Origin of the sequence: Nonomuraea sp. MTCD27, assembly GCF_041950495.1 — a bacterium.
In the GTDB taxonomy this organism is placed as follows: Bacteria; Actinomycetota; Actinomycetes; order Streptosporangiales; family Streptosporangiaceae; genus Nonomuraea.
In genome coordinates, this window is record NZ_JBGNUW010000001.1 from 830,395 (window position 1) to 853,842 (window position 23,448).

Here is a 23,448-nt window from a genome sequence, read left to right on the forward strand (position 1 = left end):
GTTCCCATGTCTGACGCCCCGAAGCAGCGATCGACCGCGTGGCAGACGGCGCTGACCATGGTGCAGGAGGCCGAGCCGCCGTTCATCCCGGCGGGCGCGCACGCCATGACCGTGGTGATCGAGTACCCGCCCGGCGACCCCGGCACGCCGCCGCACCGGCACACCGGGCCCGCGTTCGGCTTCGTGCTGGAAGGCGAGATGCTGCTGGAGATCGAGGGCGAGCCGGAGCGGGTCGTCCGCGCCGGGGAGGCCTTCTGGGAGCCCGGCGGCGACGTCATCCACTACCAGGACGGCAACCACCGCGACGACGTCCCGCTGCGGTTCACCGTCACCATGCTGTGCGATCCCGACAAGCCGATGCTCACCCTGGTGGACGAGGAAGAGCTCGCCCAGCGCAAGGACCGCCGCGCCCCGCGCCCGTCCTGAGCACATTCGCACCATGAGGACACAGGCCGGCAGGCGGCACATGCGCCTCCGTCGAGACAGGAGTCGTGCAGTGACCGCTCTGGCGATGGTCGCCGAGTTCGACGATGTCGCCGGCTGGACCGCCGACGCCGTCGAGCAGCTCGGGCGGCGGCACGCCATACCGGCCACCTGCCGCGGCAGCGCGAGCCCGGCCGCGCTGGCCTGGCTGGCCGAGGCGTGCGAGCTGGCCCCGGGGATGCGGCTGCTGGACGTGGGCGCGGGCGCCGGCGGCCCGGCCGCCTGGGCCGCCGAGCGGTTCGGGGTCCAGCCGATCCTGGTGGAGCCGATGCCGGCCGCGGGCCGGGCCGCCTCCCGGCTGTTCGGGCTGCCGGTCCTCGCGGCGGACGGCCGGCGGATCCCGCTCCGTACGGGGTCGGTCGACGCCGCCTGGTGCCTGGGGGTGCTGTGCACCGTGCGGGACAAGGCCGCCGTACTCGGCGAGATCCACCGGGTGCTCAGGCCCGGCGCCTCGCTGGGGCTCCTGGTGGTCGTCGCACGGGGGCCGCAGCTCCTTCCGGTTCCGGAGGGCAACCACTTCCCCACCCGGCGGGAGCTGCTCTCGCTGCTCGCCGGCGCCGGGTTCGAGGTCGTCGAGCAGATCGACCCGCCCACCGGGGCGCCGCTGTCCTGGTCACGACGTGCCGAGCAGGTGGCCGCGGTGGTGGCGACCCGCCATCGGGCCGACCCCGCCTACGCGCTGGCCGCTCACCAGGGCGAGCGCTTCACCCGCCTGTTCGCCTCCGGCCAGATCGCCGTGCGGCTGATCCACGCGGTCAGCCGGCCTGCCGGACACCCATTCAAGCCACGCATGGAGGAAAGATGAGCATCCCTGACGGCGAGGACGAGGTTCTGTACGAGCTCAAGGCCGAGGTCGAGATCGAGCTGACCCTCGCCGAGGCGAGCCGTCCGGAGGAGGAGATGGAGCTGCCGGTCACCGAGTGGCTGTTCGACCCGACGGACGTCGAGCGCGAGGAGATCGGCCTGCGGGGTCTGCTCGACGCGGTCGAGGAGCTGGAGGAGCATTCCCGGCCCGGTGATCAGGGTGCGTGAAGCGCGCATCGACACGCTCGACAGCCTGCGCGAGCACCTGCAGTGGGCGATCGAGCTGGAGCACGCCACCCTGCCGCCGTACCTGTGCGCTCTGTACTCGCTGGACCCGGAGCGGAACCGGGCGGCCGTCGAGGTGGTGGGCAGCGTCTTCGCCGAGGAGATGCTGCACCTCACACTGGCCGCGAACCTGCTCAACGCCGTCGGCGGCACCCCCCGGCTGGACACGCCGCGCATGCTCCCGCCCCATCCCCGCCCCCTGCCCCACGGTGACCGCTCGCTGGAGCTGTCGCTGGTCCCCTTCGGCGCGGAGGCGCTGGAGCTGTTCCTGCGGATCGAGCAGCCGGCACCGCCCGGCGCCCCGGCGGAGGGCGACGAGTACGAGACGATCGGGCAGTTCTACGCCGCGATCGAGCAGGGACTGCTCCTGCTGTGCGACCGGCTCGGCGAGCAGGCGGTCTTCACCGGCGATCCGGCCCGCCAGGTCAGCGCGGCGCACTTCCGGCACACCGCCGGGCGGCTGGTCACCGTCGGCGACCTCAAGTCGGCTCTGGCCGCGCTGGAGGAGATCGTCGAGCAGGGCGAGGGCACCGCGCGGGGCGGGGTCTGGGACGGCGACCAGGACATCTTCCACCCCGAACGGGACGAGGTGGCCCACTACTACCGCTTCCAGGAGCTCAAGGCCGGCCGGCGCTACCGGCGCGGCGACACCCCGCAGACCGGGCCCACCGGCGAGGCGATCTCCGTGGACCCGGCCGGCGTGCATCCGATGCGGCGCAACCCGCGCCTGACCGATCACGCCCCGGGCAGCGCGATCCGCACCGCCCAGGAGGAGTTCAACCACACCTACTGCGCCGTCCTGCACCTGCTGGAGCGGGCGTTCAACGGCAGCCCGAGGCTGCTCAAGGTCGCCACCGGCACCATGTACGCGCTCAAGGCCCAGGCGCAGGCCCTGATGCGGATGCCCGACGGGGAGAGCACGACGGCCGGCCCCACCTTCGACTACGTCGAGCCCGAGCTGCGCCGGTGGAGCGTCGGCGACGGGCAGCGGATCGTCGTCCTGCGCGACGGCCCGTACGTGGTGTACGGCGGCGTCCCGCTCCGGCGCAAGCGCAAGATCGTCTCGGAGCCGGAGAAGAACGCGCTGACCTGGCAGACCGGCGAGCCGCTGGAGACCGAGGACACGTACGCGCTGTGCCGCTGCGGCCACTCGGGCGCCAAGCCGTTCTGCGACGGGACCCACGCCGTGATCGGGTTCGACGGCACGGAGAGCGAGGTCATGCGGCCGTACAAGGAGCTGCAGCACGTGCACGACGGGGTGGGCATCTCGGCCCAGCGGGTGGGCGAGCTGTGCGTCCACGCCGCCTTCTGCATCGGCCGCACCCGGCCGATCGCGGCGATGCTCGCCGACACCGGCGACAGCGACGTGCGCTCCGAGGTCATGGGCCGCATCGACCACTGCCCCTCCGGCTCCTACAGCTACGCCCTCGAACGCGGCGGCGACACGATCGAGGCCGACCTCCCGCGGGCCGTCTCGGTCCTGGAGGAGGAGGACGGGCTGGCCGGCGCGCTGTGGGTGACCGGCGGCGTCCCGGTCGTGCGCTCGGACGGCCGGCCGCTGGAGACCCGCAACCGGGTGACGCTGTGCCGCTGCGGCCACTCCGGCAACAAGCCGCTGTGCGACGGCACCCACCGCGAGATCGGCTTCCACGAGTAGGCCCCGGCCGCCAAGGCTCCATCGCCTCCCGCCGCCCGTACGGCGGCAGGCGAGAGCTTGGCCTGCCCGATTCACCATGAGAAAGAGAGAGACCATGAGCAGTCCCGTTCTTGAGCCGGCGGCGCAGGCGTTCGCCGACGCGACCGCCAAGCCTCCGTTCGTGTACGAGCTGGGCACCGAAGGCGCCCGCAAGCTGCTGGACGACGTCCAGGCCGCACCGGTGGACATGCCGGAGGTGAACGAGAAGTGGATCACCGTGCCGGCCGAGGCCGGTGGCGTGCGGGTGCGCATCGTCAAGCCGGCCGGCACGACCGCCACCCTTCCCGTGGTGCTGTACGTGCACGGCGGCGGCTGGGTGCTCGGCGGCACCAGCACCCACGACCGGCTGGTCCGCGAACTGGCCGTCGGCACGGGCGCCGCGCTGGTGTTCGTCGAGTACGACCGCTCCCCCGAGGCCCGCTACCCGGTGGCCATCGAACAGGCCTACGCCACCGCGCAGTGGATCACCCGGAACGGCGCCGAGGAAGGGCTGGACGCCACCCGGCTGGCCGTGGCCGGCGACTCGGTCGGCGGCAACATGACCGCCGCACTCACCCTCATGGCCAAGCAGCGCGGCGACGTGCACTTCATCCACCAGTCGCTGTACTACCCGGTCACCGACGCCGCCCAGGACACCCCCAGCTACCGCCAGTTCGCCCACGGCCCGCACCTGACCGCCCAGGCGATGGCCTGGTTCTGGGACGCCTACACCCCCGACCCCGCCCAGCGCGCCGAGATCACCGCCTCCCCGCTGCGCGCCACCCTGGAGGACCTGGCCGGCCTGCCGCCCGCGTTCGTCATCGTCGACGAGAACGACGTGCTGCGCGACGAGGGCGAGGCCTACGCCCGCAAGCTCACCCAGGCCGGCGTGCCCACCACCAGCGTCCGCTACAACGGCACCCTGCACGACTTCATGATGCTCAACCCGGTCCGCGAGACCCACGCCGCCCGCGCCGCCACCGCGCAGGCCATCACCGTCCTGACCCACGCCCTGCACCCCGGAAAGGCCCGCTCATGACCACCGCCCAGCAGCCCGTCGTCGTCCTGGTCCACGGCGCGTTCGCCGAATCGGCCAGCTGGAACCGCGTCCTCCAACGCCTGCACGAGCGGGGCCTGGACGCCGTCGCCGTGGCCAACCAGCTGCGCGGCCTCGACGGCGACGCCGCCTACGTCCGCGACGTCATCACCAGCCTCGACCGGCCGGTCGTGCTGGCCGGCCACTCCTACGGCGGCATGGTGATCACCCAGGCCGCCGCCGGCCTCCCGGCCGTGCACGCACTGGTCTACGTCGCCGCCTTCGCCCCCGATTCCGGCGAGAGCGCACTGCTGCTGTCGGCCAAGTTCGACGGCAGCACCCTGGGCGCCGCGCTGGAGGCCTACCCGGTCAGCACCGGCGGCAACGAGTTCCGCATCGCCCGCGACAAGTTCCACCACCAGTTCTGCGCCGACCTCGACCCGCGCGAGGCCGCCCTGATGGCCGCCACCCAGCGACCGGTCACCGAGAAGGCCCTCACCGACGGCCTGACCGCGAGCGAACCCGCCTGGCGTACCACGCCGTCCTGGTTCGTGCACGGCGAGCAGGACCTCAACATCCCCGCCCAGGCCCTGCGCTTCATGGCCGACCGCGCCGGCTCCCGCGGCACCCGCGAGGTCGCCGGCGCCTCCCACGCGCTCGCCGCGTCCCAGCCCGACGCCGTCACCGCCGCCATCCTGGACGCGGTCGCCCATGTGAACGGCTGAGCGGAGTCACCCGCCGGCCGGCGGGCAGGGTCGCCGGCCGGCCACGCATTCGAGTCGAAGGCGCGGTCGTACATGCAGGCAGAATCACCGGAACAGGCGGGCGCGCTCGACGAGGCGGCCACCGCCTTCGTCGAGCTGCGTCAGCGCCTGTTCGGCATCGCCTATCGGATACTCGGCAGCGCGTCCGAGGCCGAGGACATCCTGCAGGAAGTCTGGTTACGCTGGCAGGGCACCGACCGGGCGGTCGTCGACACCCCCTCGGCGTTCCTGGCCGCGATCACCACCCGGCTGTCCATCAACGCCGCCACCTCCGCCCGCGCGCGCCGCGAGACCTACATCGGTTCCTGGCTGCCGGAACCCGTGGACACCAGTGCCGACCCCGCGCTCGGCGCCGAACGTGGCGCAGCGCTGCAACTCGCCGTCCTGCTGCTGATGGAGCGGCTCAGCCCCGCCGAGCGGGCCGCGTACGTCCTGCGTGAGGCCTTCGCCTACCCCTACCGCCAGATCGCGGACGTCCTCCGGCTCACCCCGGCCAACGCCCGCCAGCTCGTCAGCCGCGCCCGCAAGCGGCTGGCCGCCGTCCGGCGCGAGCCGATCGGCAAGGGCGAGCACCGGCACCTCCTCCAGGCCTTCGTCGACGCCGCCCGGACGGGGAACATCGGCGCCCTGGAAGACCTCTTCGCCGCGGACATCGTCAGCTCCGCCGACGGCAACGGTCTCAGGGGGGCCGCCCGGTTCCCGCTGATGGGCGGCGAGCGGGTGGCGCACTTCGTGGCCGCGTTCGCGCCGAGGTTCTGGCCGGGCGCCGAGATGGAGTGGGTCGAGGTGAACGGGCTCGCCGGCGTGCTCGTCCCCGGCGGCCGCACCGGGGTCGCGCTGCTCACCATCGAGGCCTCGCCGCAGGGCATCCACCACCTCATGTGGATCGTCAGTCCCGACAAACTGCACGCCTTCGAGCAGTCACGCGCCCGGTCGGGCGGAGGCGTCACGACCGGGGGCGCCACCCGGTCCTAGCGGGGGTGTCACAACCAGCCGGGCTGTCCGGTCATAGCCGGATGTCACAACCCGACCGGCTGCCCGGTCTTTACTGTCACACCCGACAGAACAGAGGACATCGTGCGGACCACCCCGTTGGCCGGCCACCGCGCCGGCCCTGCCACGACCTGCGAACAGGAGAAGCCCCGCCGCGCGAAGGCGGACCCTCCCGGCTGCCAGGACGGTGGGACATGACCGGGGCGGGCGCCGAGTCGCTGGCGGAGATGCTCGACGAACGCCAGCACCTGCTCGAGATCGCCCTGTGGATGTTCGGCTCGGAGGTCACGGCCGACCGCATCGTCCAGGAGACCTATCGCCGCTGGTACGCCCTCGGCGACGAGGACCGCGCCGGCATCGCGGTGCCGCGCGCCTGGCTGACGCGGGTCGCCGGCAGCATCTGCCTGGAGTTGCTCGCCACCCCCGGCGGCGTGTGGCACCCCGTCCCGTCCGCCGCGCCCCCCGCCGCGTCCCCTGCCGCGTCCCCCGCCGGGGACCCGGTACGCCGGTTCGAGCCCGCCCCCGGTCTGGCCCAGCTCCAGGCCAGGTCCCGCCAGGCCATGCGGGCCGGGCACGACCGTGTCGTACGCCGGTTCGCCGCGGCCTGCGACGCGGGTGACCAGGCCGGGCTGCGGGCGGTCCTGGCCAGGGACGTGCTCGTCGTGAGCGACGGTGGCGGCAAGCTGCGCGCCGCCGTGCATCCGACGTACGGCGCGGACGCGGTGGCCCGGTTCGTCACCGCCCTGCTGACCGGCCGGCCGGCCACCGAGGTGGCCGTCGGATCCGTGAACGGCCGGGCGGGCCTGGTGCTGCGCCGGGCGGGCCGGGCCGTGGCGGTGGTCAGCGTGAGCGTCGCCGGGGCCGAGGTCACCGCTGTCTGGATCGTCCTGAACCCCGACAAGTTGGAGCGCTGGCATCGCCCATGACTGACGTGCCCCCGTTACAGAGCTCTCATTCGCCGCTGAAAGGCGTACCGGTGATCGACCTGAACCTGTCCACGGACCACGACCACGGCGGCTCCGCGTTCAAACCGCTCTACACCACGCGCGTCGCCGTGACCGGCGGCAGCGCCGCCCACGGCCGCGTCAGCGGCCGGGCCCGCTCCGCCGACGGCGCCCTCGACCTGGACTTGCGGATGCCCGCGGAGCTGGGCGGCGACGCCCCGGGGCCGAACCCCGAACAGCTCTTCGCCGCCGCGCACGCCGCCTGCTTCCACGGCGTGCTCAGCCTGCTGGCCCGCCGGAGCCTCCTCGACCCCGCGACGATCGCGGTGGAGGTGACCGTCGCCGTCGGCCGCGACCCCGACGGCGGCTACCAGCTCAGGGCCGACCTGGTGGTGAACTGGCCGGGAGTCGAACGCGACAAGGCCGCCCCGCTCCTCACCCAGGCGGCCACGCTGTGCCCCTACACCAAGATGACCCGCCAGGGCATCCCGATCACGATCATCTTCACCTCCTGAGAGGTGTTTCACGAGGCCCTGAAGGACCTGACCGGAGACCTCCCCCGCCACCCGGCCCGGCCCCGGCCACCTCTCCACCCCCTGGTCGGACCGGCCAGCACGGCACGGCGGGTGCAGCGGGGCGGGGCAGCGGGGCGGGGCAGCGGGGCGGCGCGGGCCAGGCCGCGGGGGGTCGCGGGCGGGTCGGGGGTGGGGGCGTCGTGGAGGGCTGGGCGGGTGGATCGTGGTGGAACCGGTTGGTGGCAAAGGGCACCATGGAGGTTGTCATCCGATTTGCCCCCATTTTTGAGGAATCCTCCATGAGTGCACATGACGTCCAGGTGATGCGGCAGGCGGTGCTGAGGTTCCTCGGCTCGCTCGACACCGAGCGGCGGGCCGCGGCGACGGCGCCGTTCGGCTCGCCGGAGCGTACCGAGTGGTCCTACCTCCCCGGCCCCCGTCCGGGGCTGCCGCTGGTCGAGATGACCTCCGCCCAGCAGGACCTGGCGCTCGCCCTGCTCGACGCCGGCTGCGGCGTGGCCGGCGCGCGCACGGCGAGAGGCGTCATCGAGCTCGAGCGCGTCCGCCGCCGCCTGGTCACCGGGGTGGACGAGATCGACGGCGACCGCTACTGGTTCCGGGTGTTCGGCGAGCCGGGAGGGGCGGCCCCGTGGGCGTGGCGGGTCAACGGCCACCACCTCGCGGTGCACATCACGGTCGTGGGCGACTCGATCACGGTCACGCCGAGCTTCCTGGGCGCCGAGCCGGCCATGGTCCTGTCGGGACCGCATCGGGGTCTGCGGCTGCTCGCCGAGGAGGAGGAGATGGGCCGGGCCCTGCTCGCCGAGCTCTCGCCGTACCAGCGCTCGATCGCGATCACCGGCGAGGTGGCCCCTGACGACGTGCTCACCCGCAACGACCCCGTGGCCGAGCTCGACGGGATCCCCCGCGGGCTGTCCTACGCCGACATGTCGGCGCCGTCGAGGGACCTGCTCGAACGGCTGGTCCGCCGCTACTTCGACCGCGCCCCCGGCTGGTACGGCGAGACGTGCTGGCGCGAGGCGGTGGACGCCGGTCTCGACAAGGTGACGTTCGCGTGGGCGGGATCGGACCAGCGGGGGCAGGGCCACTACTACTGCGTCGTCGGCCCCACGTTCCTGCTGGAGTACGACAACACCCAGGATGACGCCAACCACATCCACTCCGTGTGGCGCGACCTGCGCCACGACTGGGGCGGGGACCTGCTCGCGCGCCACTACGCCGACCACCACTGACGGCCGGGCCGCGGCGGGCCGGATCCGGCGCCCGCCCGCCGCGCACCAAGGCTCCTCAGGCAGGCGTCAGGCCAGCTTCTCCAGGACCGGTACGACGTCCGCCGGCGAGGGCAGCGCGGCCATCTCGGCCCGTACCTCCTCCGCCGCCCGGCCCATCCGCCGGTCGCCGGTCAGCCGGCGCAGCGCGTCGCGGGCCGTCTCCACCGAGACCTCGGACGGGTCCAGCACCGCGGCCAGGCCCCGCCGTTCCAGCAGCGGCGCGTGCAGGTACTGGTCGCCCCCGTGCGGCAGGACGAGCTGCGGGACGCCCGCCGCGCACGAGGTCAGCATGGTGGCCGCGCCGCCGTGGTGGACGATCCCGGAGCAGGTCGCGATCACGTCGGCGATCGGCAGCCAGGTGGCGGCGCGCACGTTGGCGGGCAGCTCGGGCAGGTCGGCGGGGTCCGCGCCGCCGAGGGCCAGGACCAGCTCGATGTCCAGGTCCTGTGCCGCGGCGACGAAGTCCTCCAGCACGCCGATCCCGGCCCACCGCGGCACCTCCGTGCCGAGGGTCACGCACACGCGCGGCCGTTCCGGCTTGTGGAACATCCACGGCGGGCGGGCGGCGTCGCCCCCGCTGTACGGGACGAACCGGATCGGCCGGTCGAGCTCGACGCCGGGGTCGAGCAGGCTGGCGGGCATGGGGTCGAGCACGACGGCGGGCTCGACCGGCCAGGAGCGGACCCCGTGGCGTTCGGCGGCGGGCCGGACCTCGGCGCGCACCGCGTCCCGGATCTCCACCGGGACGGGCAGGCCCAGGTGGTAGCAGACGGCGGGCACGCCGCGGGCCGCCGCCACGATCGGGCCCGCGTACTCCAGCGACGAGTGCACCACGAGATCCGGCTCCCAGCCGTCCGCCAGGGCCACGAAGCGGTCGACCACCCGGTCGGTGAAGTCGCCGAACAGGCCGCCGAGGAAGCCGGTCAGCTCGAAGCCCGCCGCGGCGGCCCGCTGCTCGTGCTCGCCGAAGACGGCCATGATGTCGCCGTCGGGGTAGCCGTCCACGGCGGGCAGCCCGGCCTTGCCCATGGCGTGCAGCGAGTGGCCGCTGGTGCCGGCCAGGACGTCGTGACCGGCGGAGCGGGCCGCCCAGATCAGCGGGACGAGGCTCAGCGAGTGGCCGAGCCCGGGTGACATGGTGAACAGGATCCTCATCTCAGCTCATCTCCTCGTGGAAGTGGCGCCGGTCGCGACGCGCCCGAGGACGCGCCCGAGGACACGCCCGAGGACACTGTCGAGGACGTCGGCGAGGATGCCCTCGCGGTCGCTCCCCGGCGGGGCGTCCCGCTCGGCGCGCCAGGCGATGAAGCCGTCGGGCCGGACGAGCACCGCGCCGCGGCTGCTCACGCCGTACGCCTTGGCCCAGGGTTCGTCGGTGATCAGGTGGGTGTCGAGGGGCAGGCCGCGGCGGCCGGCGGCACGGGCGGCGGCGTCGGCCCAGGGGGTGCCGTCCCCGCCCGCGAGCAGGGTGAGGTCCTTGCCGAGCAGGTCGAGCGTGGAGACGCCGGAGTCGAGCACGACGTGCGGCGCCCGCGTGCCCGGCCGCCCGGAGGGGGCGTTCACGTCATCGTAGTCGCCGATGTCGTAGTCGCCGACGTCCTGGTCACCGTCGCGGGGCCACTGCTCGCCCGGCTCGGGCAGCACCGCGGCGGACCGGTAGCGGTAGCCCATCATCACCGTCAGGTCGTCGGTGATCGGCACCGCCGCCACGTCCCCGACGGCCGGGTTCTTGAACCGGTCGAGCGACCGCGCGACGGCCTGGTCCACGGTGAACCGGCCGACCGGCAGCCGCTCGGCCTCGTACGTGCGCAGCAGCCCCGGGCCCGCCCGGCCGGCCAGCACGTACGCGAGCTTCCAGGCCAGGTTGTGGGCGTCCTGCACCCCGGTGTTGGCCCCGAACCCGCCGGTGGGCGGGTGCACGCGGGCCGAATCCCCGGCGAGGAACACGCGCCCGGAGCCGAGGGACGCCGCGACCCTGGCCGCGAGCTCCCACGGCAGCCGGCCGAGAATCTCGACCTCAAGGTCGGGAACGCCGACCGCGGCCCGTACCAGGGCCACGCAGCGCTCCTCGGTGAACTCCTCCTGCTCCCCGCCGGGGAAGTACATGGCGTCGAGCTGCCAGCGCTCGCCGTCGGTGCCCAGCACGCCCATGACGTCCTCGTTCATCACCTGGCAGTGCATGAACGCCCGGCCGCGCAGCGCCTCGGTCAGGTCGGCCCGGAACAGGATGGCCATGTTGTGCACCATCGTCCCGATGCCTCCGGTGGGGATGCCGAGCGCCTGGCGTACCTGGCTGGCGTTGCCGTCGCAGCCGACGAGGTAGCCGGCGCGCACGGTCCGCCGGGCGCCCGTGCGGCGCTCCTCCAGCACGGCCGTGACCCCGTCGCCGTCCTGCTCGAAGGAGACCAGCCGGACGCCGAACCGCACGTCGGCGCCGAGTTCGACGGCGCGGGCGCGCAGCAGCGGCTCCAGCTTGTCCTGGGGGCACGGCGCCCAGCCGGTGGGGCTCACCGGGCTGGAGTCCTCGAAGACGCCGTGCAGGTACGGCATCTCGAACCACTCGTGCTCCTCCCCCGCCAGGCTCTCGGCGCGCAGGATCCCGCTGGTGCGCTGCCTGCCCTCCAGCCGGCGCTGCGCCGCGCGGATCGCGGGCTCCAGGCCGACCGACCTGTAGAGCTCCATGGTGCGGGGGTTGACGCCCCAGGCCCGGGCGTAGATGGAGGTGTCCTCGTGCCGCTCCACCAGCAGCGGGGTGACGCCGTGCCAGGCGAGGAACACCGCCGTCGACAGGCCCACCAGGCTGCCGCCCGAGATCAGGACGGGAACGTGCTCGTCGTACATGATCGTCTCCCCGTAGGTCAGCTGAGAACGGTGCGGAGGTGCGCGTCGAGGGCGGCGGCGGCGTCGAGCGGGGCGTGGCCCGCGAGGTAGCCGTCGGGGCGCACCAGGCAGGCGATCGGCCGGCCGGCCGCGCCGTAGGCCTCGTGGATCAGGCCGGTCACGTCACGGAGGATCCCGCCGCCCCCGGTGGTCGCGTCGCGGACGGCGGCGGCGTCCCTCGTCAGCACGTCGCGGAGGGCGTCGGCGTTGCGGGTGGTGACGACCTTGACGGCGAGGCCGGCGCGGGCGTAGCCGCTCAGCCGCCGCTCCGCGGCCGGATCGAGGCCCCTGCCCGCGAGGACGAGGAGCGTCCACTCCGACCCGCTCAGCAGCCTGAACAGCCGCGTGACGTCCCCGTCGCGGGTCGCGACGGGCGCGTCGAACGCCCGCTGCCCGGCCGCCGGGCTCACGCCCGGGCAGGAGGGGCCGCTCAGCGCCCCCTCGGCGTAGTCCACGGGCGGCTCGGTGCGGACCAGCGGCCGGCCGCCCCTGCGCCGGTGCCCCTCCCGGAACATCGCCTCGGCGTCGGGTTCGAGGCTCCCCGTCAGCAGCCATCCCGTACGGGCCAGCTGCTCCCGGGCCACGGCCCGCCGCTCGGCCTCGTAGGTGTCGAGCAGCCGCGGCGAGGCCGTCCCGCCGATCACCGACGCCAGCTTCCACGCCAGGTTGGCGGCGTCCTGGATGCCGGTGTTCATCGACTGCACGGGCAGCGGGAACGTCCTGGCCGCCTCGCCCAGCAGCAGGCAGCGCCCGGCGCGGTAGGCCGCGGCCAGGACGCCGGCGGGCCGCACCCGCCAGGGCCGCCCGGGCTCGGACAGCGTCAGTCCGGCCCCGGCGATCTCGCGCAGGACGCCCTCGACGTCGCGGACGTCGCCCAGGTCGCCCGGCCGGCTCATGAACAGCCGGTGCCGGCCGCCGGGCAGCGGCACCAGGCCCGCGTGGGTGCGGGGGCCGTGGAAGATGTACTCGGTGTGCGGGTCCAGCGGGTACGGCGAGCCCACGGTGACGTCGAGCTGCAGCCAGGTCACGTCCGGGTAGGCGGTGACCTCGCACCCGATGCCGAGCGAGGCCCGGGCGGTGCTGCCCGCCCCGTCCGCGGCGATCACCCATCCGGCCCGGGTGCCGCCCGAGGACAGCCACGCGGTGACCCCCCGGTCGTCCTGGTCGAGGCTGAGCAGGTCCGTCCCCCACTCGACCTCGACCCCGAGCGCGCTCAGCCGCTCCAGGAGCAGCGTCACCGTGGTCTCCTGCGGCACCAGCAGCGGCGTCGGCCACGGGCCGTGCTCCTCACGGATGTCGATGGCGATCGGCTCGGCGCCGAACGGCTGCCACACCTTCGTGGTGAACGCCACGCCGGCGGACAGGTAACGCGCCATCGGCAGGCCGAGGGCGTCCAGCACCTCCAGGGTGCGCGGCCAGACGTTGGGGCAGCCGGTGCCGCGCGCGGGACCCCGCGCGCGGTCCACGATTCGGCAGGCCACCCCCCGGCGGGCGAGCTCGACCGCGGCGGTCAGCCCCGCCGGTCCGGCCCCGACGACCAGGACGTCCATGTCAGCAGGCCAGCAGGTAGCGGTGGAGCTCCCAGTCGGTGATCTGGGAGTGGTAGGCGGCGAACTCCTCCTGCTTGACCGCCACGTAGTAGTCGCAGTATTCGCCGCCGGGGACCTTGCCCAGCGCGGCCCGCAGCACGGCGTCCTCGCCCAGCTCCGCCACGGCGTGCACGAGCGTCCGGGGAAGGGGTTTGCCCCTGCCCTGCCCGTCGTGCTCCAGGTTGTGCGGGTTCGGGGGTCCGGGGTCGAGCTGCCGGTCGATCCCGTCCAGCCCCGCGGCCAGCAGTCCCGCCAGCGCCAGGTAGGGGTTGGCGGCCCCGTCCACGCACCGGGCCTCGACCCGGCCGGGGGCGGGCACGCGCAGCATCTGCGTGCGGTTGTTGCCGCCGTACGTGGCGTACCCGGGGGCCCAGCTGGACCCGGACGCGGTGGCGGCCCCCGCGCCCAGCCGCTTGTAGGAGTTGACGGTCGGGCAGGTCAGCGCCATCAGGCCGGGCGCGTGCTCCAGCACGCCGGCCACGAACGACCGGCCGAGGCCGGACAGGCCGAGCCCGTGGGCGTCCTGCCCGGCGAACAGCTCCGCCCCGTCGTCGCCCCACAGGCTGAGGTGGAGGTGCAGGCCGTTGCCCGTCAGGTGACCGAACGGCTTCGGCATGAACGTGGCGATCTTCCCCTCCCGCCGGGCCAGCATGTGCACCATGTACCGCAGGAAGATCACCCGGTCGGCGGTGGTGAGCGCGTCGGCGTAGCCGAAGTTGTGCTCGAACTGCCCGTTGGCGTCCTCGTGGTCGTTGGAGTAGTTCTCCCATCCCAGCCGGTTCATGGCCCGGCTGACGGCGGCCAGGTGCGCGAAGTTGCGCGAGGCGGCCCGCGCGTCGTAGCACGGGGAACCGGCGTCGTCGAGGGGGTCGGCGACCTTGAGCCGGCCCGCCTCGTCCCGCTCCAGCAGGAAGTATTCCGGCTCGGCCCCCGCCTTGAACACCATCCCCCTGGCGGCCAGCCGGTCCAGCTGCCGCTTGAGGATGACGCGCGGCGCGTACGGCCAGGGCTCCCCCTCGACCCGCAGGTCGCACTGGACCACGGCCAGGCCGTCCTGCCAGGGGGCCGGCATGTAGGAGCCGGGGTCGGGCATGGCCACGACGTCGGGATCGGCGGGCGACTGGCCCAGACCGTCGGCGGCGTGGCCGGCGAAGCCGATGCCCTCGCGCATCAGCAGGCCGGCGGTGCCGGCGGGGACGAGCTTGGCGCACGGCTTGCCGTACAGGTTGACGAACATCACGAGCAGGAACTCGACGCCGTCGCGGGCGATCGCGGCGGCCAGCTCCTCCGCGTCACGGGGCGGTGCATAGGTCATCGTGGGCTCCCCTACAGTGACAGGCGGACGTCGTAGTCGCGCAGCCAGGCGTTGAACTGCAGGACCATCTCCAGGTTGGAGCGCTGCACCCAGGCGCCCATGCCGGTGGCCAGCTCGTCGGGGTCGGCCAGCACCTCGCGCGCCGCCCGGGGGTCGTAGAAGCCGGCAGCGGGGGCTGCGGGGTCGGCCTCGAAGCGGGCGAACTCGGCGCACAGCGCCCGCGCGTACGCCGGGTCCTGCGTCACCGGGTACGGGCTCTTGCGCCGCTCCAGGATGGAGGCGGGCAGGAGGTCGGCCGAGGCGGCCCGCAGCAGGCTCTTCTCCCTGCCGTCGAAACTCTTCAGCGCCCACGGGGTGTTGAAGACGTACTCCACCAGGCGGTGGTCGCAGAACGGCACGCGGATCTCCAGCGCGCCCGCCATGGCCAGCCGGTCGGTGCGGTCGAACAGGACCGGCAGCCAGCGGGTGATGTGCAGGTGCAGCAGCTCGCGCATGCGCCGCTCGTGGCCCTCCTCGCCGGGCAGGTACGGCACGTCGGCCAGCGCCTCCTGATAGCGCTGGGCGGTGACGCCGGGGATGTCGAGCTTCTCCAGCAGGCCGGGTTCGAGCAGGCCGGCGCCGAGGCCCGGCCAGGTCGGGTCGACGAGCTGGCCGATGGCCACCCACGGGAAGGTGGGCGCGTAGACGAGCTGGGGCGCGTGCACCCAGTTGAAGCCGCCGAAGATCTCGTCGGCCGTCTCGCCGGAGAGCACCACCACGGTCTCGTCGCGGACCTGGCGGGCCAGCAGGTAGATGGAGGCGTCCCCGTCGCCCATGGGGGTGGGCAGGTCCTGCGCGCGCAGGGTGGCCCGCCGGGTGTCGGGGTGCATCATCTGCTCGGGGGTGAGCAGGATCTCCTGGTGGCGGGCGCCGATGTGCCGGGCCATCTCGCGGGCGTAGGGCGCGTCGGGGGTGTCGCGGACCTCGTCGGGCTCGAAGTTCTCGGTGTAGCCCTGGAAGGTGAGCGCGTACGTGGGCATCGACTCCACGCCCTGGCGGCGCAGCTCGCGGGCGGCGATGGCGGCGATCACGCTGGAGTCGAGGCCGCCGGACAGCAGCACGCCGAGCGGCACGTCGGAGACGAGCTGGCTGCGGACCGACTCCTCCAGCAGGCCGCGCACGGTGTCCACGGTCGCGGCCTGGCCGTCGGTGTGCGGCCGGGACTCCAGGCGCCAGTAGCACTCGTGGTGCGCGCCGCTCTCGCGCAGCACCATGACGTGGCCGGGCTCGACCTCCCGCATGCCCTTGTAGACCGACGCGCCGGGCGTCTTGGCCTGGACGAACAGCTCGCGCAGGCCGTCGAGGTCCACCTCGGGCGCCAGCCGGCCGGAGGCGAAGATCGCCTTGGGCTCGGAGCCGAACACGATGCCGCCGGGGACGCGCGCGTAGTGCAGCGGCTTGATCCCGAGGTGGTCGCGGACCAGGACGAGCTGCTCGCTGCGCAGGTCCCAGACGCCGAAGGCGAACATGCCGTTCAGGTGCTCGCCGCATCGGGTGCCCCACTGCAGGTAGGCGCGCAGCGCCACCTCGGTGTCGCAGTTGGAGCGGAACCGGTGGCCGTGCGACTCCAGCTCGACCTTCAGCTCGCGGTAGTTGTAGATCTCCCCGTTGTAGGTGATCACCGCGATGGCCCGGCCGTCCTCCTCGGCGACCATGGGCTGGCCGCCGCCGGGGATGTCGATGACGGCGTTGCGGGTGTGGCCGAGCACGGCGTGCCGGCCGACCCAGATCCCCCTCCCGTCGGGGCCCCGGCAGGCGATCGCGTCGGTCATGGCCTCCGCGAGACCGGATTCGCGGGAAAGGTCTCCATCAAAGTTCACCAAACCGGCGATTCCACACATATGAGCTTTCCTTCCTCTTCACCGGTGACAGTCGAGGTGCTGGAAGACGATCCACTTGCCGACCACGTAGCCCTGGCCGGAGATGCTGAAGGAGGCGTCACCCGTCTTCCTGATGACGTCCTTGTACGGCGCCTCGAACCCCGGCCCGAGGATGCGGCCCTCGAACAGCAGGCCGCCGTCGCGCCAGCCGGGCGCGTACTGCTCGGTGCGGTTGCCGATGCTGTCGAAGAAGAACCCGCTGTAGCGGTTGTGCGCGCTCTCGAAGCCCCACATCCAGGTGCCCGAGGCCGGTCGCGGGTTGTCCTTCGTCCGGATCTCCCGCAGGTCGAACATCAGCCAGCTGCCGTCGTGCCGGACCTCGACCCGCGCCGTGGCCTCGACCGGGAAGGACTTGCCCTCGGGCGAGGAGTTGCGCCCCGCGCACCGCCACGCGCCGGCGAAGAAGGCCATGCTCTTCAGCGCCTCCGCGGGCGCCGGCCCCTTCGGCGCGGCCGCCTGGGGCGGGCCGACGGTCACCCCCTGCCCCGCCCGGCCGCCTTCCGCCAGGACGAACCCCGCGGTGGCGATGAGCCCGGCGGCCGCGACCGACGTGACGATCGCCAGGCGGACCCGCTTCGCTGCCATCGAAACCTCCTTGAGCTGCGGCCTCCGCATCGTCGCAACCGTCTCTAGGGGCGGCATCGAGGCCGTCTGGAAGCCGCCCGCGGGGTTCACCGGGCGAGCTCGACCTCGGCCAGGCGGGGCGGGAACACCCATTTCTTGTAGGACCAGAACCGGAAGGCCGCGCCGAGGGCGACGCCGACCACGTTGGCGGCGATGTTCTTGGCCAGCAGGCCGTCGAGCTGCAGGACGTACACCGTGAAACCCAGGCAGAGCAGGGAGATGCCGGCCGCGACGCCGTTGAGCGCGGCGAAGCGCACGTACTCGCGGGCCAGGCCGCCACGCTCGCGGTGGCGGAACGTCCAGTGCCGGTTGCCGAAGTAGGCGAACGTGGTCGCCGCGACGACCGCGACCACCTTGGCGGTCAGGTGCCCCTGGTCCTCGCCCAGCACCATCCACAGCAGGTTGGTGCCGCCGACGTCGATCACGTACGCGACCGCCCCCACCGCTCCGAACGCGGTCACCTCGTGCGCCAGCCGCGAGACCCGGCGCGACACCCGCGACGGTTCAGCGGTCTCCGGGACGCGGCGGGACCGGACGGCCCCGGCGAGGAGCAGGGAGAGCCCGCCGATGACGAACACGCTCCCGAGCAGGTGCCCGGCCACGCCCTCCGGATAGATCACCGGATAGGGGCTGGCCAGGTAGAACAGGCCGCCGGTGTACATCAGCGTGATGAAGGCGGTGAAGGCCCACATCCGCGCCGAGCGGGCCCGCCGCGCCGTCGTGTAGAGCAGCGCCAGCACGGGCACGATCCACGACCAGTGGTGATGCCAGCCGATGGGCGTGACCATCGGCGCGGTGATCCCCACGGCCAGCAGGCCCTCGACGGTGTGGCCGCCGCGGTGCAGCCGGAACGCCACCCACAGCCCGGCGGCCAGGACGACCGCCGACAGGACCAGCCCGAGGGTGCCCGCGTCGGGCGCGTGCAGCAGCCTGGCCACGACGCCGTGCAGCGACTGGTTGAACGTCACGTGCACCTCGCCGACGCGCGCCACCTCCCACAGCAGCCCGGTCCAGTACGTCCACGTGTCGGCGGGGAACAGCAGCGCGCCCGCGAGCACCGTCCCGGCGAACGTGATCGTCGCGGTGACGGCGGACCTGCGCTGCCCGGTCAGGAACAGGTGGACGATGAAGACGGCCGGCACGACCTTGATGCCCGCCGCCAGGCCGACCCCGACGCCGCGCCACGCGGCCCCCTCGGGCCGGATCAGGTCGGCCAGGACCAGCACCACCAGCAGCACGCTCACCTGGCCGAGCATCATCGTCTCGGCGACCGGGCTGAGCAAGAGCAGCAGCGGGGTCACCGCGAGCACCATGCGCAGGCGGCGCCGCTCGGGCCGGACGGCCCGGTGGACCAGCCACACCAGCGCCACCAGGCTGGCCACGGTGAGCACGTGCATGACCGCCCCGAACGCGGAGACGGGCAAGAACGACAGCGGCGTGAACAACAGGGCGGCGAACGGCGGGTAGGTGAACCACAGCACGATCTCCATCTGGTCGGCCGTGCCCTGCTCGGCCACCAGCGGCGTCCCGTACAACGACTGGCCGGACCTGGCCAGCTCGCCGCCGAAGTGGTAGACCCGCAGGTCGCCCAGCCACCAGGGCACCCCGCCGAGCAGGATCCACAGGACCGCGACGATGGCCCCCACCGTCAGGGCGACCAGGCCGGCCCGCATCAGCCGATGGGCTCTCTCGCTCATCGTGGACATCCCTTCAGTTCAGATAGGTACCGGCCACCAGCAGCGCGACCAGGACGACCCCGGTGACGAGCAGCTGCCGGTCGCGGAAGACCAGCTCTTCGGGCGCCTCGCCCTGACCGCTGTCGACGAGCAGCGCGTAGCGCAGGACGATCGCGACGAACGGCACGATGCTGAGCGTCAGCAGCGCCAGCCCGATCCCGTCGTGCCGCTGGAAGACCCACAGGCTGTAGGTGACGATCATGGCCCCGGACGACATCGCCTGGACGTGGGCGAGATACCGGGCCGAGTACGCGGTCAGCGTCGCCCTGGTCCGCCCCGACCCGGCGTGCCGCAGCTCGGCCGAGCGCTTGCCCGCGACCATGAACAGCGACCCGAGGGAGACGACCGCGTAGAACCAGACCGAGATGGGCACGCCCACGGCCACCGCCCCCGCGACCGCCCTGATGACGAACCCGCCGGCGACCCCGATCAGGTCGAGCACCGGGACGTGCTTGAGCCAGAACGTGTACGCCGTGGTGAGGGCGACGTAGCCGCCGACCGCCGCCGCCAGCCCCGGCCCCGCCACCAGCGCGGCGCCCACGGCCGTGAGGATCAGCACGGCACCCAGCACGGCGGCCAGCGCGACGGGGACGATCCCCGCGGCGACCGGCCGGAACCGCTTGACCGGGTGCAGCCGGTCGGCCTTGGCGTCGGCGGCGTCGTTGATGAGGTAGGTGCCGCCGGCGGCCAGGCAGAGGACGGCGAACGCGACGAGCGTCAGCCCTCCGCCGCGCACCGTGAAGAGCACGCCCGCGGCCCCCGGCGCCGCCGCCACCAGCACGTTCTTGACCCACTGCCGGGGCCGGCAGGCCCGCACCAGGCCGCCCAGGAGGGCGGCGTGGCGGCGGGCCGGCGTCCCGGCGCGGCGGACGGTGTCAACGGGCGCCATGTCCCTCGCCGCTCTCCACAGCGGGGCTCAGCTCGGGAAGGGGCCCGCGCCTGCGGTACACCTCGGCGAGCGCGAGCAGCAGCACCCCGGCGATCACGAAGGAGGCGGCCAGCAGCTGCGCCCCCGGGCTCAGCCCGTAGCCCTCCAGCGGGTTGAACGAGGCGAACATGTACGGCCTGAGCATGAAGACCAGCACCACGAACGTCGTCAGCGCGTACAGCCACCTGGACCGCACCCGGCGCGACATCGTCCACAGCAGGATCAGCACGGGGACGATCCACACCCAGTGCGCGATCCACGAGAACGGCGAGATGAGCAGCATCGCGATCGACACGACCAGGATGCCCTCGAAGTTCATCGACCTGCGGTGCAGGCCCGCGCCGATCGCGAGGGCGGCCACGAAGGTGAGGGCGGCCAGCGCCAGCCAGAGCAGGTTGTTGTCATCGTTGCCGAGGAACCGCACGACCACCCCGCGCAGCGACTGGTTGTAGGTGAACTCGGGGATGAACACCCGGTCCGGCTCCCACATGGCCGAGGTCCAGTAGCGCAGGGAGTCGGCGGGCAGCACCAGGAAGGCCACGCCGACCGTGGCGAGGAAGGTGACGGTCGCCGTCACGGCGGCCTTGAACTGCCGGGTGACCAGCAGGTAGACGATGAAGATCCCGGGCGTGATCTTGATGCCGGCGACCAGGCCGACCAGGATGCCCTTGCCCCGGGCCCCGTCGGGGCGCATCAGGTCGAGGAACGCCAGCAGGATGAAGATGTTGATGTTGCCGACCTGCACGTCCTGCAGCACGGGGTCGAGCAGCTGGACCACCGTGACGATGACCGCGGTGAGGACCAGGCGCCGGCGCCCGTACGGCACGCCGACCGCCTTCAGCGACACCCACACCACGCCGCCGAGCGTGAGCATCTTCAGCGTGCTCCAGACCACGCTCAGCATGTCCACGCCGAGGAAGCTGAACGGGGTCAGCAGCAGCGCGGCGAAGGGCGGGTAGTTGAAGGGGGCGTTGAACTGCAGGTCCGGGCCCAGGGGCGGGGCCACGACGTCGTACAGGTCGCCGCCGCCGCGCAGGACGACCTCGCTCGACATGTAGTAGACGTTCCAGTCGGCCATCCACCAGATGACCGTGCGCTGTGCCGCCCAGAGCAGGATGGACAGGGTGATCGCCACGCCCAGCGCGAAGGCGACGGGACGGATCCATCGGGCCCACGTCCCCGCCGGGGTGTCCGGAGGTCGGGTGGTCTTGGTGGTTGTGGTCATGACATCTCCTCATTTCGGGGGTGGGCCCGCCTACCGGGGGAGCCGCCGCCAGAGGGGCCGGGGGATCATGCGGAGTCCTGCGAAGAGCACTTTCAGCGGGGCCGGCACCCAGACCGTGAGCCGGTCCAGGCGCAGGCCCTCGGCCACGGCGGCGGCGACCTGCTCGGGTGTGGCGGCGAACGGCGCGGGGGGTTGGCCCTCGGTCATGCGGGTGCGTACGAACCCGGGGCGGACCACCATGACTCGGGCCCCGCTGCCGGCCAGCGCGTCGGCCAGCCCGTGGGCGAACGCGTCGAGCCCGGCCTTGGCGGCGCCGTACACGAAGTTGGACCTGCGGACCCGGACGCCGGCCACCGAGGACAGGACGACCAGGGTGCCGTGGCCCTGGGCGCGCAGGAGGCCGGCGGCGTGCAGGCCGGTGGAGACGTGGCCGGCGAAGTTCACCGTCGCGGCGCGGGCGGCGGCACCGGCGGCGGCGCGGGGGTCGCGCTCGATCGCCACCTGGTCGCCCAGCACGCCGAAGGCGGCCACCACCACGTCCACGTCGCCCAGCCGCTCCCGGGCGGCGCGGAAGACGGCCGCGTGCCCGCCCGGGTCCGCGGCGTCGAAGGGGATCGTGTGCACCTCGTCGGCGCCCGCCTCCTTCAGCGCCGCGACAGCCTGCGCCACGTCGGCCCGCGCCGTGTCGACCTGCGCAGTGCCGACCTGCGCAGTGCCGGCCTGCGCAGTGCCGACCTGCGCAGTGTCGGTGTCGCGCTGCGCCAGGACGACCCGGCGGGCGCCGTCGCGGACCAGGCGGGCGGTGATGGCCAGCCCGATCTCGCTGCGTCCGCCGAGCAGCAGCACGGTCGCGACCGTCCCGAGCGCGTTCTTCATGGCAGCACCCCTTCGTGTCCGGTCCCTCGGTCGGCGAGCGACAGGCGGCGCGCCAGGTCCGAGACGAGCAGGCCGTCCGGGTCGGCGGCCCGCCGCGCGGCGTTCCACTCGGGCAGCCGCGGGTACATCCGGGCCAGGACCGACGCCGGCAGCCGCGAGTCCTTGGCGAGATAGACGCGCCCGCCCGCGCCCGCCACCAGCTCGTCGAGCCCGGCGAGCAGGCGGCCCAGCCGGGGGTCGCCGGCCGGCAGGTCCAGGGCGAGCGTCCAGCCGGGCATCGGGAACGACATCGGCGCCGGGTTCCCCGGGCCGAACCGCTTCAGCACGGCCAGGAAGGACGCCACCCCCGCGCCCGACAGCCGGGCCACGGCCTCGCGCAACGCCTCCTCGGCGCCGAACGGCACGACGAACTGGTACTGCACCAGGCCGCGCGGCCCGTACAGCGCGTTCCACCCGCGCACGCCGTCGAGCGGGTGGAAGAAGGCGCCGATGCCCTGGATCTCGTTCCGGCGCAGCCCGGGGGCCTTGCGGTACCACGCCTCGTTGAAGGCGCCGACCGTGAGCCGGTTCAGCAGGCGGGGCGGCGCCCAGCCGGGGGCGCGCAGCCCACGGCCCGGCGCGAACGCCAGCGGGTCCTTCCTCGCGCGCCGGGGCAGCTCGTCGCGGCGCGCGTGCCGGCCGCGGGTGAGCACGCCCCTGCCGGTCGCGCGGCCCCGCGCGGTGAGGTCGATCCAGGCGACCGAGTAGCGGTGGTGGGCGTCGGTCACCGCCATGACCTCCAGCATGTGGTCGAGGTCGCGGGTCCGCTCGGTGTCGGCGCACACGTACGAGGTCTCCACCGGCACGCACTGGACGACCGCCTCCGTGATCACGCCGGTCAGGCCCATCCCGCCGACCGTGGCCCAGAACAGGGCGGGGTCGGAGTCCGGCGTGACCGTCCTGACCTCGCCGCCCGGCAGCACCAGGGTGAGGCTTCTGACGTGGTGGCCCATCGAGCCGTCCACGTGGTGGTTCTTGCCGTGCACGTCGGCCGCGACCGCGCCGCCCACGGTGACCCGGCGGGTCCCGGGCGTCACCGGCACGAACCAGCCGTGCGGCAGCAGGGCGCGCATCAACGCGTCCAGGGTGACGCCGCCGCCGGCGGCGCACAGGCCCGTCTTCCGGTCCAGGTTCATGAACGGGGGCAGGCCGGTGCAGTCGATCACCAGGCCACCGGCGCACTGGGCGGCGTCGCCGTACGAGCTGCCGAGGCCGCGGGCGATGACGCCGCGCGCCCCGGGGGCGGCGAGCAGCTCGGCCACCTCGTGCACCGAGCGCGGCCGGGCGACGGACGCCCGGGTGGGCGCCGTCCTGCCGAACCCCGTGAGCAGGGCCTGTGCGATCTCCATGAGCGTCCTTCGATCCGGTGGGCCCCCGTCGGCTCCGGGGTGCAGGCATCGTCGCAACCGGTATTAGGAGCCAGATCGAGAACTCCTGGAGGCCCCCGCGGGCCCGTCGAGCGGACCTCTAGGTCCCCCCTAGGCGCTGCTGTGACGCTGCGGGCAGGACACGTCCAAGGAGGAGCG

The 23,448-nt window shown here is 73.6% G+C and carries 21 protein-coding genes; 10 read left to right on the forward strand and 11 right to left on the reverse strand.

Features of this window, described 5'->3' with window-relative positions:
* The first annotated feature begins 6 nt into the window (after positions 1–6).
* From ACBJ59_RS03855 to ACBJ59_RS03900, 10 genes are all read left to right on the forward strand, one after another.
* A complete protein-coding gene (locus ACBJ59_RS03855) occupies positions 7–426 on the forward strand; it encodes a cupin domain-containing protein (protein WP_375108764.1) in 420 nt (139 codons plus the stop codon).
* A 70-nt stretch (positions 427–496) separates the two neighbouring features.
* Entirely contained in the window at positions 497–1,288 is a 792-nt protein-coding gene (locus ACBJ59_RS03860; protein WP_375108765.1) for a class I SAM-dependent methyltransferase, read from the forward strand.
* On the forward strand, positions 1,285–1,515 hold the full coding sequence (locus ACBJ59_RS03865; protein ID WP_375108766.1) for a hypothetical protein: 231 nt from the start codon (positions 1,285–1,287) through the stop codon (positions 1,513–1,515). The genes ACBJ59_RS03860 and ACBJ59_RS03865 overlap by 4 nt, the downstream gene beginning before the upstream one ends.
* Positions 1,499–3,229: a ferritin-like domain-containing protein gene (locus tag ACBJ59_RS03870; RefSeq protein ID WP_375108767.1), complete on the forward strand. Its 1,731-nt coding sequence runs from the start codon at positions 1,499–1,501 to the stop codon at positions 3,227–3,229. The genes ACBJ59_RS03865 and ACBJ59_RS03870 overlap by 17 nt, the downstream gene beginning before the upstream one ends.
* 94 nt (positions 3,230–3,323) lie before the next feature.
* Entirely contained in the window at positions 3,324–4,286 is a 963-nt protein-coding gene (locus ACBJ59_RS03875) for an alpha/beta hydrolase (RefSeq protein ID WP_375108768.1), read from the forward strand.
* Positions 4,283–5,008 carry an alpha/beta fold hydrolase gene (locus tag ACBJ59_RS03880; RefSeq protein ID WP_375108769.1) on the forward strand — a complete coding sequence of 242 codons (726 nt, stop codon included), beginning with the start codon at positions 4,283–4,285 and terminating at the stop codon, positions 5,006–5,008. The genes ACBJ59_RS03875 and ACBJ59_RS03880 overlap by 4 nt, the downstream gene beginning before the upstream one ends.
* A 72-nt stretch (positions 5,009–5,080) precedes the next feature.
* Positions 5,081–6,022, forward strand: coding sequence for a sigma-70 family RNA polymerase sigma factor (locus tag ACBJ59_RS03885; protein ID WP_375108770.1), 942 nt, complete (start codon positions 5,081–5,083; stop codon positions 6,020–6,022).
* A gap of 212 nt (positions 6,023–6,234) precedes the next feature.
* Positions 6,235–6,966: a hypothetical protein gene (locus ACBJ59_RS03890; protein WP_375108771.1), complete on the forward strand. Its 732-nt coding sequence runs from the start codon at positions 6,235–6,237 to the stop codon at positions 6,964–6,966.
* A gap of 50 nt (positions 6,967–7,016) precedes the next feature.
* Positions 7,017–7,499 (forward strand): Ohr family peroxiredoxin, encoded by a 483-nt coding sequence (locus ACBJ59_RS03895; protein ID WP_375108772.1) that lies wholly within the window; start codon positions 7,017–7,019, stop codon positions 7,497–7,499.
* Between the two features lie 299 nt (positions 7,500–7,798).
* Positions 7,799–8,752, forward strand: coding sequence for a DUF3500 domain-containing protein (locus ACBJ59_RS03900; protein ID WP_375108773.1), 954 nt, complete (start codon positions 7,799–7,801; stop codon positions 8,750–8,752).
* Between the two features lie 66 nt (positions 8,753–8,818).
* Here the strand turns inward: ACBJ59_RS03900 and ACBJ59_RS03905 are convergent, their stop codons facing one another.
* The 11 genes from ACBJ59_RS03905 to ACBJ59_RS03955 form a co-directional block, all read right to left on the reverse strand.
* A complete protein-coding gene (locus ACBJ59_RS03905; protein ID WP_375108774.1) occupies positions 8,819–9,946 on the reverse strand; it encodes a nucleotide disphospho-sugar-binding domain-containing protein in 1,128 nt (375 codons plus the stop codon).
* Between the two features lie 6 nt (positions 9,947–9,952).
* Positions 9,953–11,632 carry an FAD-dependent monooxygenase gene (locus tag ACBJ59_RS03910; protein WP_375108775.1) on the reverse strand — a complete coding sequence of 560 codons (1,680 nt, stop codon included), beginning with the start codon at positions 11,630–11,632 and terminating at the stop codon, positions 9,953–9,955.
* Between the two features lie 17 nt (positions 11,633–11,649).
* Positions 11,650–13,221, reverse strand: coding sequence for an FAD-dependent monooxygenase (locus ACBJ59_RS03915; RefSeq protein WP_375108776.1), 1,572 nt, complete (start codon positions 13,219–13,221; stop codon positions 11,650–11,652).
* A gap of 1 nt (position 13,222) precedes the next feature.
* On the reverse strand, positions 13,223–14,575 hold the full coding sequence (gene glnT, locus ACBJ59_RS03920) for a type III glutamate--ammonia ligase (RefSeq protein ID WP_375108777.1): 1,353 nt from the start codon (positions 14,573–14,575) through the stop codon (positions 13,223–13,225).
* Positions 14,576–14,586: 11 nt separating this feature from the next.
* The gene (asnB, locus tag ACBJ59_RS03925) at positions 14,587–16,455 is read right to left on the reverse strand and encodes an asparagine synthase (glutamine-hydrolyzing) (RefSeq protein WP_375108778.1); all 1,869 of its coding nucleotides are present in this window, start codon (positions 16,453–16,455) and stop codon (positions 14,587–14,589) included.
* A gap of 18 nt (positions 16,456–16,473) precedes the next feature.
* Positions 16,474–17,079: a DUF1579 family protein gene (locus ACBJ59_RS03930; RefSeq protein ID WP_375108779.1), complete on the reverse strand. Its 606-nt coding sequence runs from the start codon at positions 17,077–17,079 to the stop codon at positions 16,474–16,476.
* Between the two features lie 86 nt (positions 17,080–17,165).
* Complete coding sequence (locus ACBJ59_RS03935) at positions 17,166–18,815, reverse strand: glycosyltransferase 87 family protein (RefSeq protein WP_375108780.1); 1,650 nt, start codon at positions 18,813–18,815, stop codon at positions 17,166–17,168.
* A gap of 13 nt (positions 18,816–18,828) precedes the next feature.
* A complete protein-coding gene (locus tag ACBJ59_RS03940) occupies positions 18,829–19,743 on the reverse strand; it encodes a decaprenyl-phosphate phosphoribosyltransferase (RefSeq protein WP_375108781.1) in 915 nt (304 codons plus the stop codon).
* Positions 19,730–21,007 carry a glycosyltransferase 87 family protein gene (locus ACBJ59_RS03945; protein ID WP_375108782.1) on the reverse strand — a complete coding sequence of 426 codons (1,278 nt, stop codon included), beginning with the start codon at positions 21,005–21,007 and terminating at the stop codon, positions 19,730–19,732. The genes ACBJ59_RS03940 and ACBJ59_RS03945 overlap by 14 nt, the downstream gene beginning before the upstream one ends.
* A gap of 30 nt (positions 21,008–21,037) precedes the next feature.
* Positions 21,038–21,883 (reverse strand): SDR family NAD(P)-dependent oxidoreductase, encoded by an 846-nt coding sequence (locus ACBJ59_RS03950; RefSeq protein ID WP_375108783.1) that lies wholly within the window; start codon positions 21,881–21,883, stop codon positions 21,038–21,040.
* Positions 21,880–23,271 carry an FAD-binding protein gene (locus ACBJ59_RS03955; RefSeq protein WP_375108784.1) on the reverse strand — a complete coding sequence of 464 codons (1,392 nt, stop codon included), beginning with the start codon at positions 23,269–23,271 and terminating at the stop codon, positions 21,880–21,882. The genes ACBJ59_RS03950 and ACBJ59_RS03955 overlap by 4 nt, the downstream gene beginning before the upstream one ends.
* Positions 23,272–23,448: the final 177 nt, after the last annotated feature.

Coding starts and splice junctions, on each gene's coding strand:
- ACBJ59_RS03905 (WP_375108774.1), bottom strand. CDS start 9,946: ATGAGGATCCTGTTCACCATGTCACCCGGGCTCGGCCACTCGCTGAGC.
- ACBJ59_RS03890 (WP_375108771.1), top strand. CDS start 6,235: ATGACCGGGGCGGGCGCCGAGTCGCTGGCGGAGATGCTCGACGAACGC.
- ACBJ59_RS03865 (WP_375108766.1), top strand. CDS start 1,285: ATGAGCATCCCTGACGGCGAGGACGAGGTTCTGTACGAGCTCAAGGCC.
- glnT (WP_375108777.1), bottom strand. CDS start 14,575: ATGACCTATGCACCGCCCCGTGACGCGGAGGAGCTGGCCGCCGCGATC.
- ACBJ59_RS03910 (WP_375108775.1), bottom strand. CDS start 11,632: ATGTACGACGAGCACGTTCCCGTCCTGATCTCGGGCGGCAGCCTGGTG.
- ACBJ59_RS03915 (WP_375108776.1), bottom strand. CDS start 13,221: ATGGACGTCCTGGTCGTCGGGGCCGGACCGGCGGGGCTGACCGCCGCG.
- ACBJ59_RS03855 (WP_375108764.1), top strand. CDS start 7: ATGTCTGACGCCCCGAAGCAGCGATCGACCGCGTGGCAGACGGCGCTG.
- ACBJ59_RS03950 (WP_375108783.1), bottom strand. CDS start 21,883: ATGAAGAACGCGCTCGGGACGGTCGCGACCGTGCTGCTGCTCGGCGGA.
- ACBJ59_RS03875 (WP_375108768.1), top strand. CDS start 3,324: ATGAGCAGTCCCGTTCTTGAGCCGGCGGCGCAGGCGTTCGCCGACGCG.
- ACBJ59_RS03885 (WP_375108770.1), top strand. CDS start 5,081: ATGCAGGCAGAATCACCGGAACAGGCGGGCGCGCTCGACGAGGCGGCC.
- ACBJ59_RS03955 (WP_375108784.1), bottom strand. CDS start 23,271: ATGGAGATCGCACAGGCCCTGCTCACGGGGTTCGGCAGGACGGCGCCC.
- asnB (WP_375108778.1), bottom strand. CDS start 16,455: ATGTGTGGAATCGCCGGTTTGGTGAACTTTGATGGAGACCTTTCCCGC.
- ACBJ59_RS03900 (WP_375108773.1), top strand. CDS start 7,799: ATGAGTGCACATGACGTCCAGGTGATGCGGCAGGCGGTGCTGAGGTTC.
- ACBJ59_RS03935 (WP_375108780.1), bottom strand. CDS start 18,815: ATGAGCGAGAGAGCCCATCGGCTGATGCGGGCCGGCCTGGTCGCCCTG.
- ACBJ59_RS03930 (WP_375108779.1), bottom strand. CDS start 17,079: ATGGCAGCGAAGCGGGTCCGCCTGGCGATCGTCACGTCGGTCGCGGCC.
- ACBJ59_RS03880 (WP_375108769.1), top strand. CDS start 4,283: ATGACCACCGCCCAGCAGCCCGTCGTCGTCCTGGTCCACGGCGCGTTC.
- ACBJ59_RS03940 (WP_375108781.1), bottom strand. CDS start 19,743: ATGGCGCCCGTTGACACCGTCCGCCGCGCCGGGACGCCGGCCCGCCGC.
- ACBJ59_RS03945 (WP_375108782.1), bottom strand. CDS start 21,007: ATGACCACAACCACCAAGACCACCCGACCTCCGGACACCCCGGCGGGG.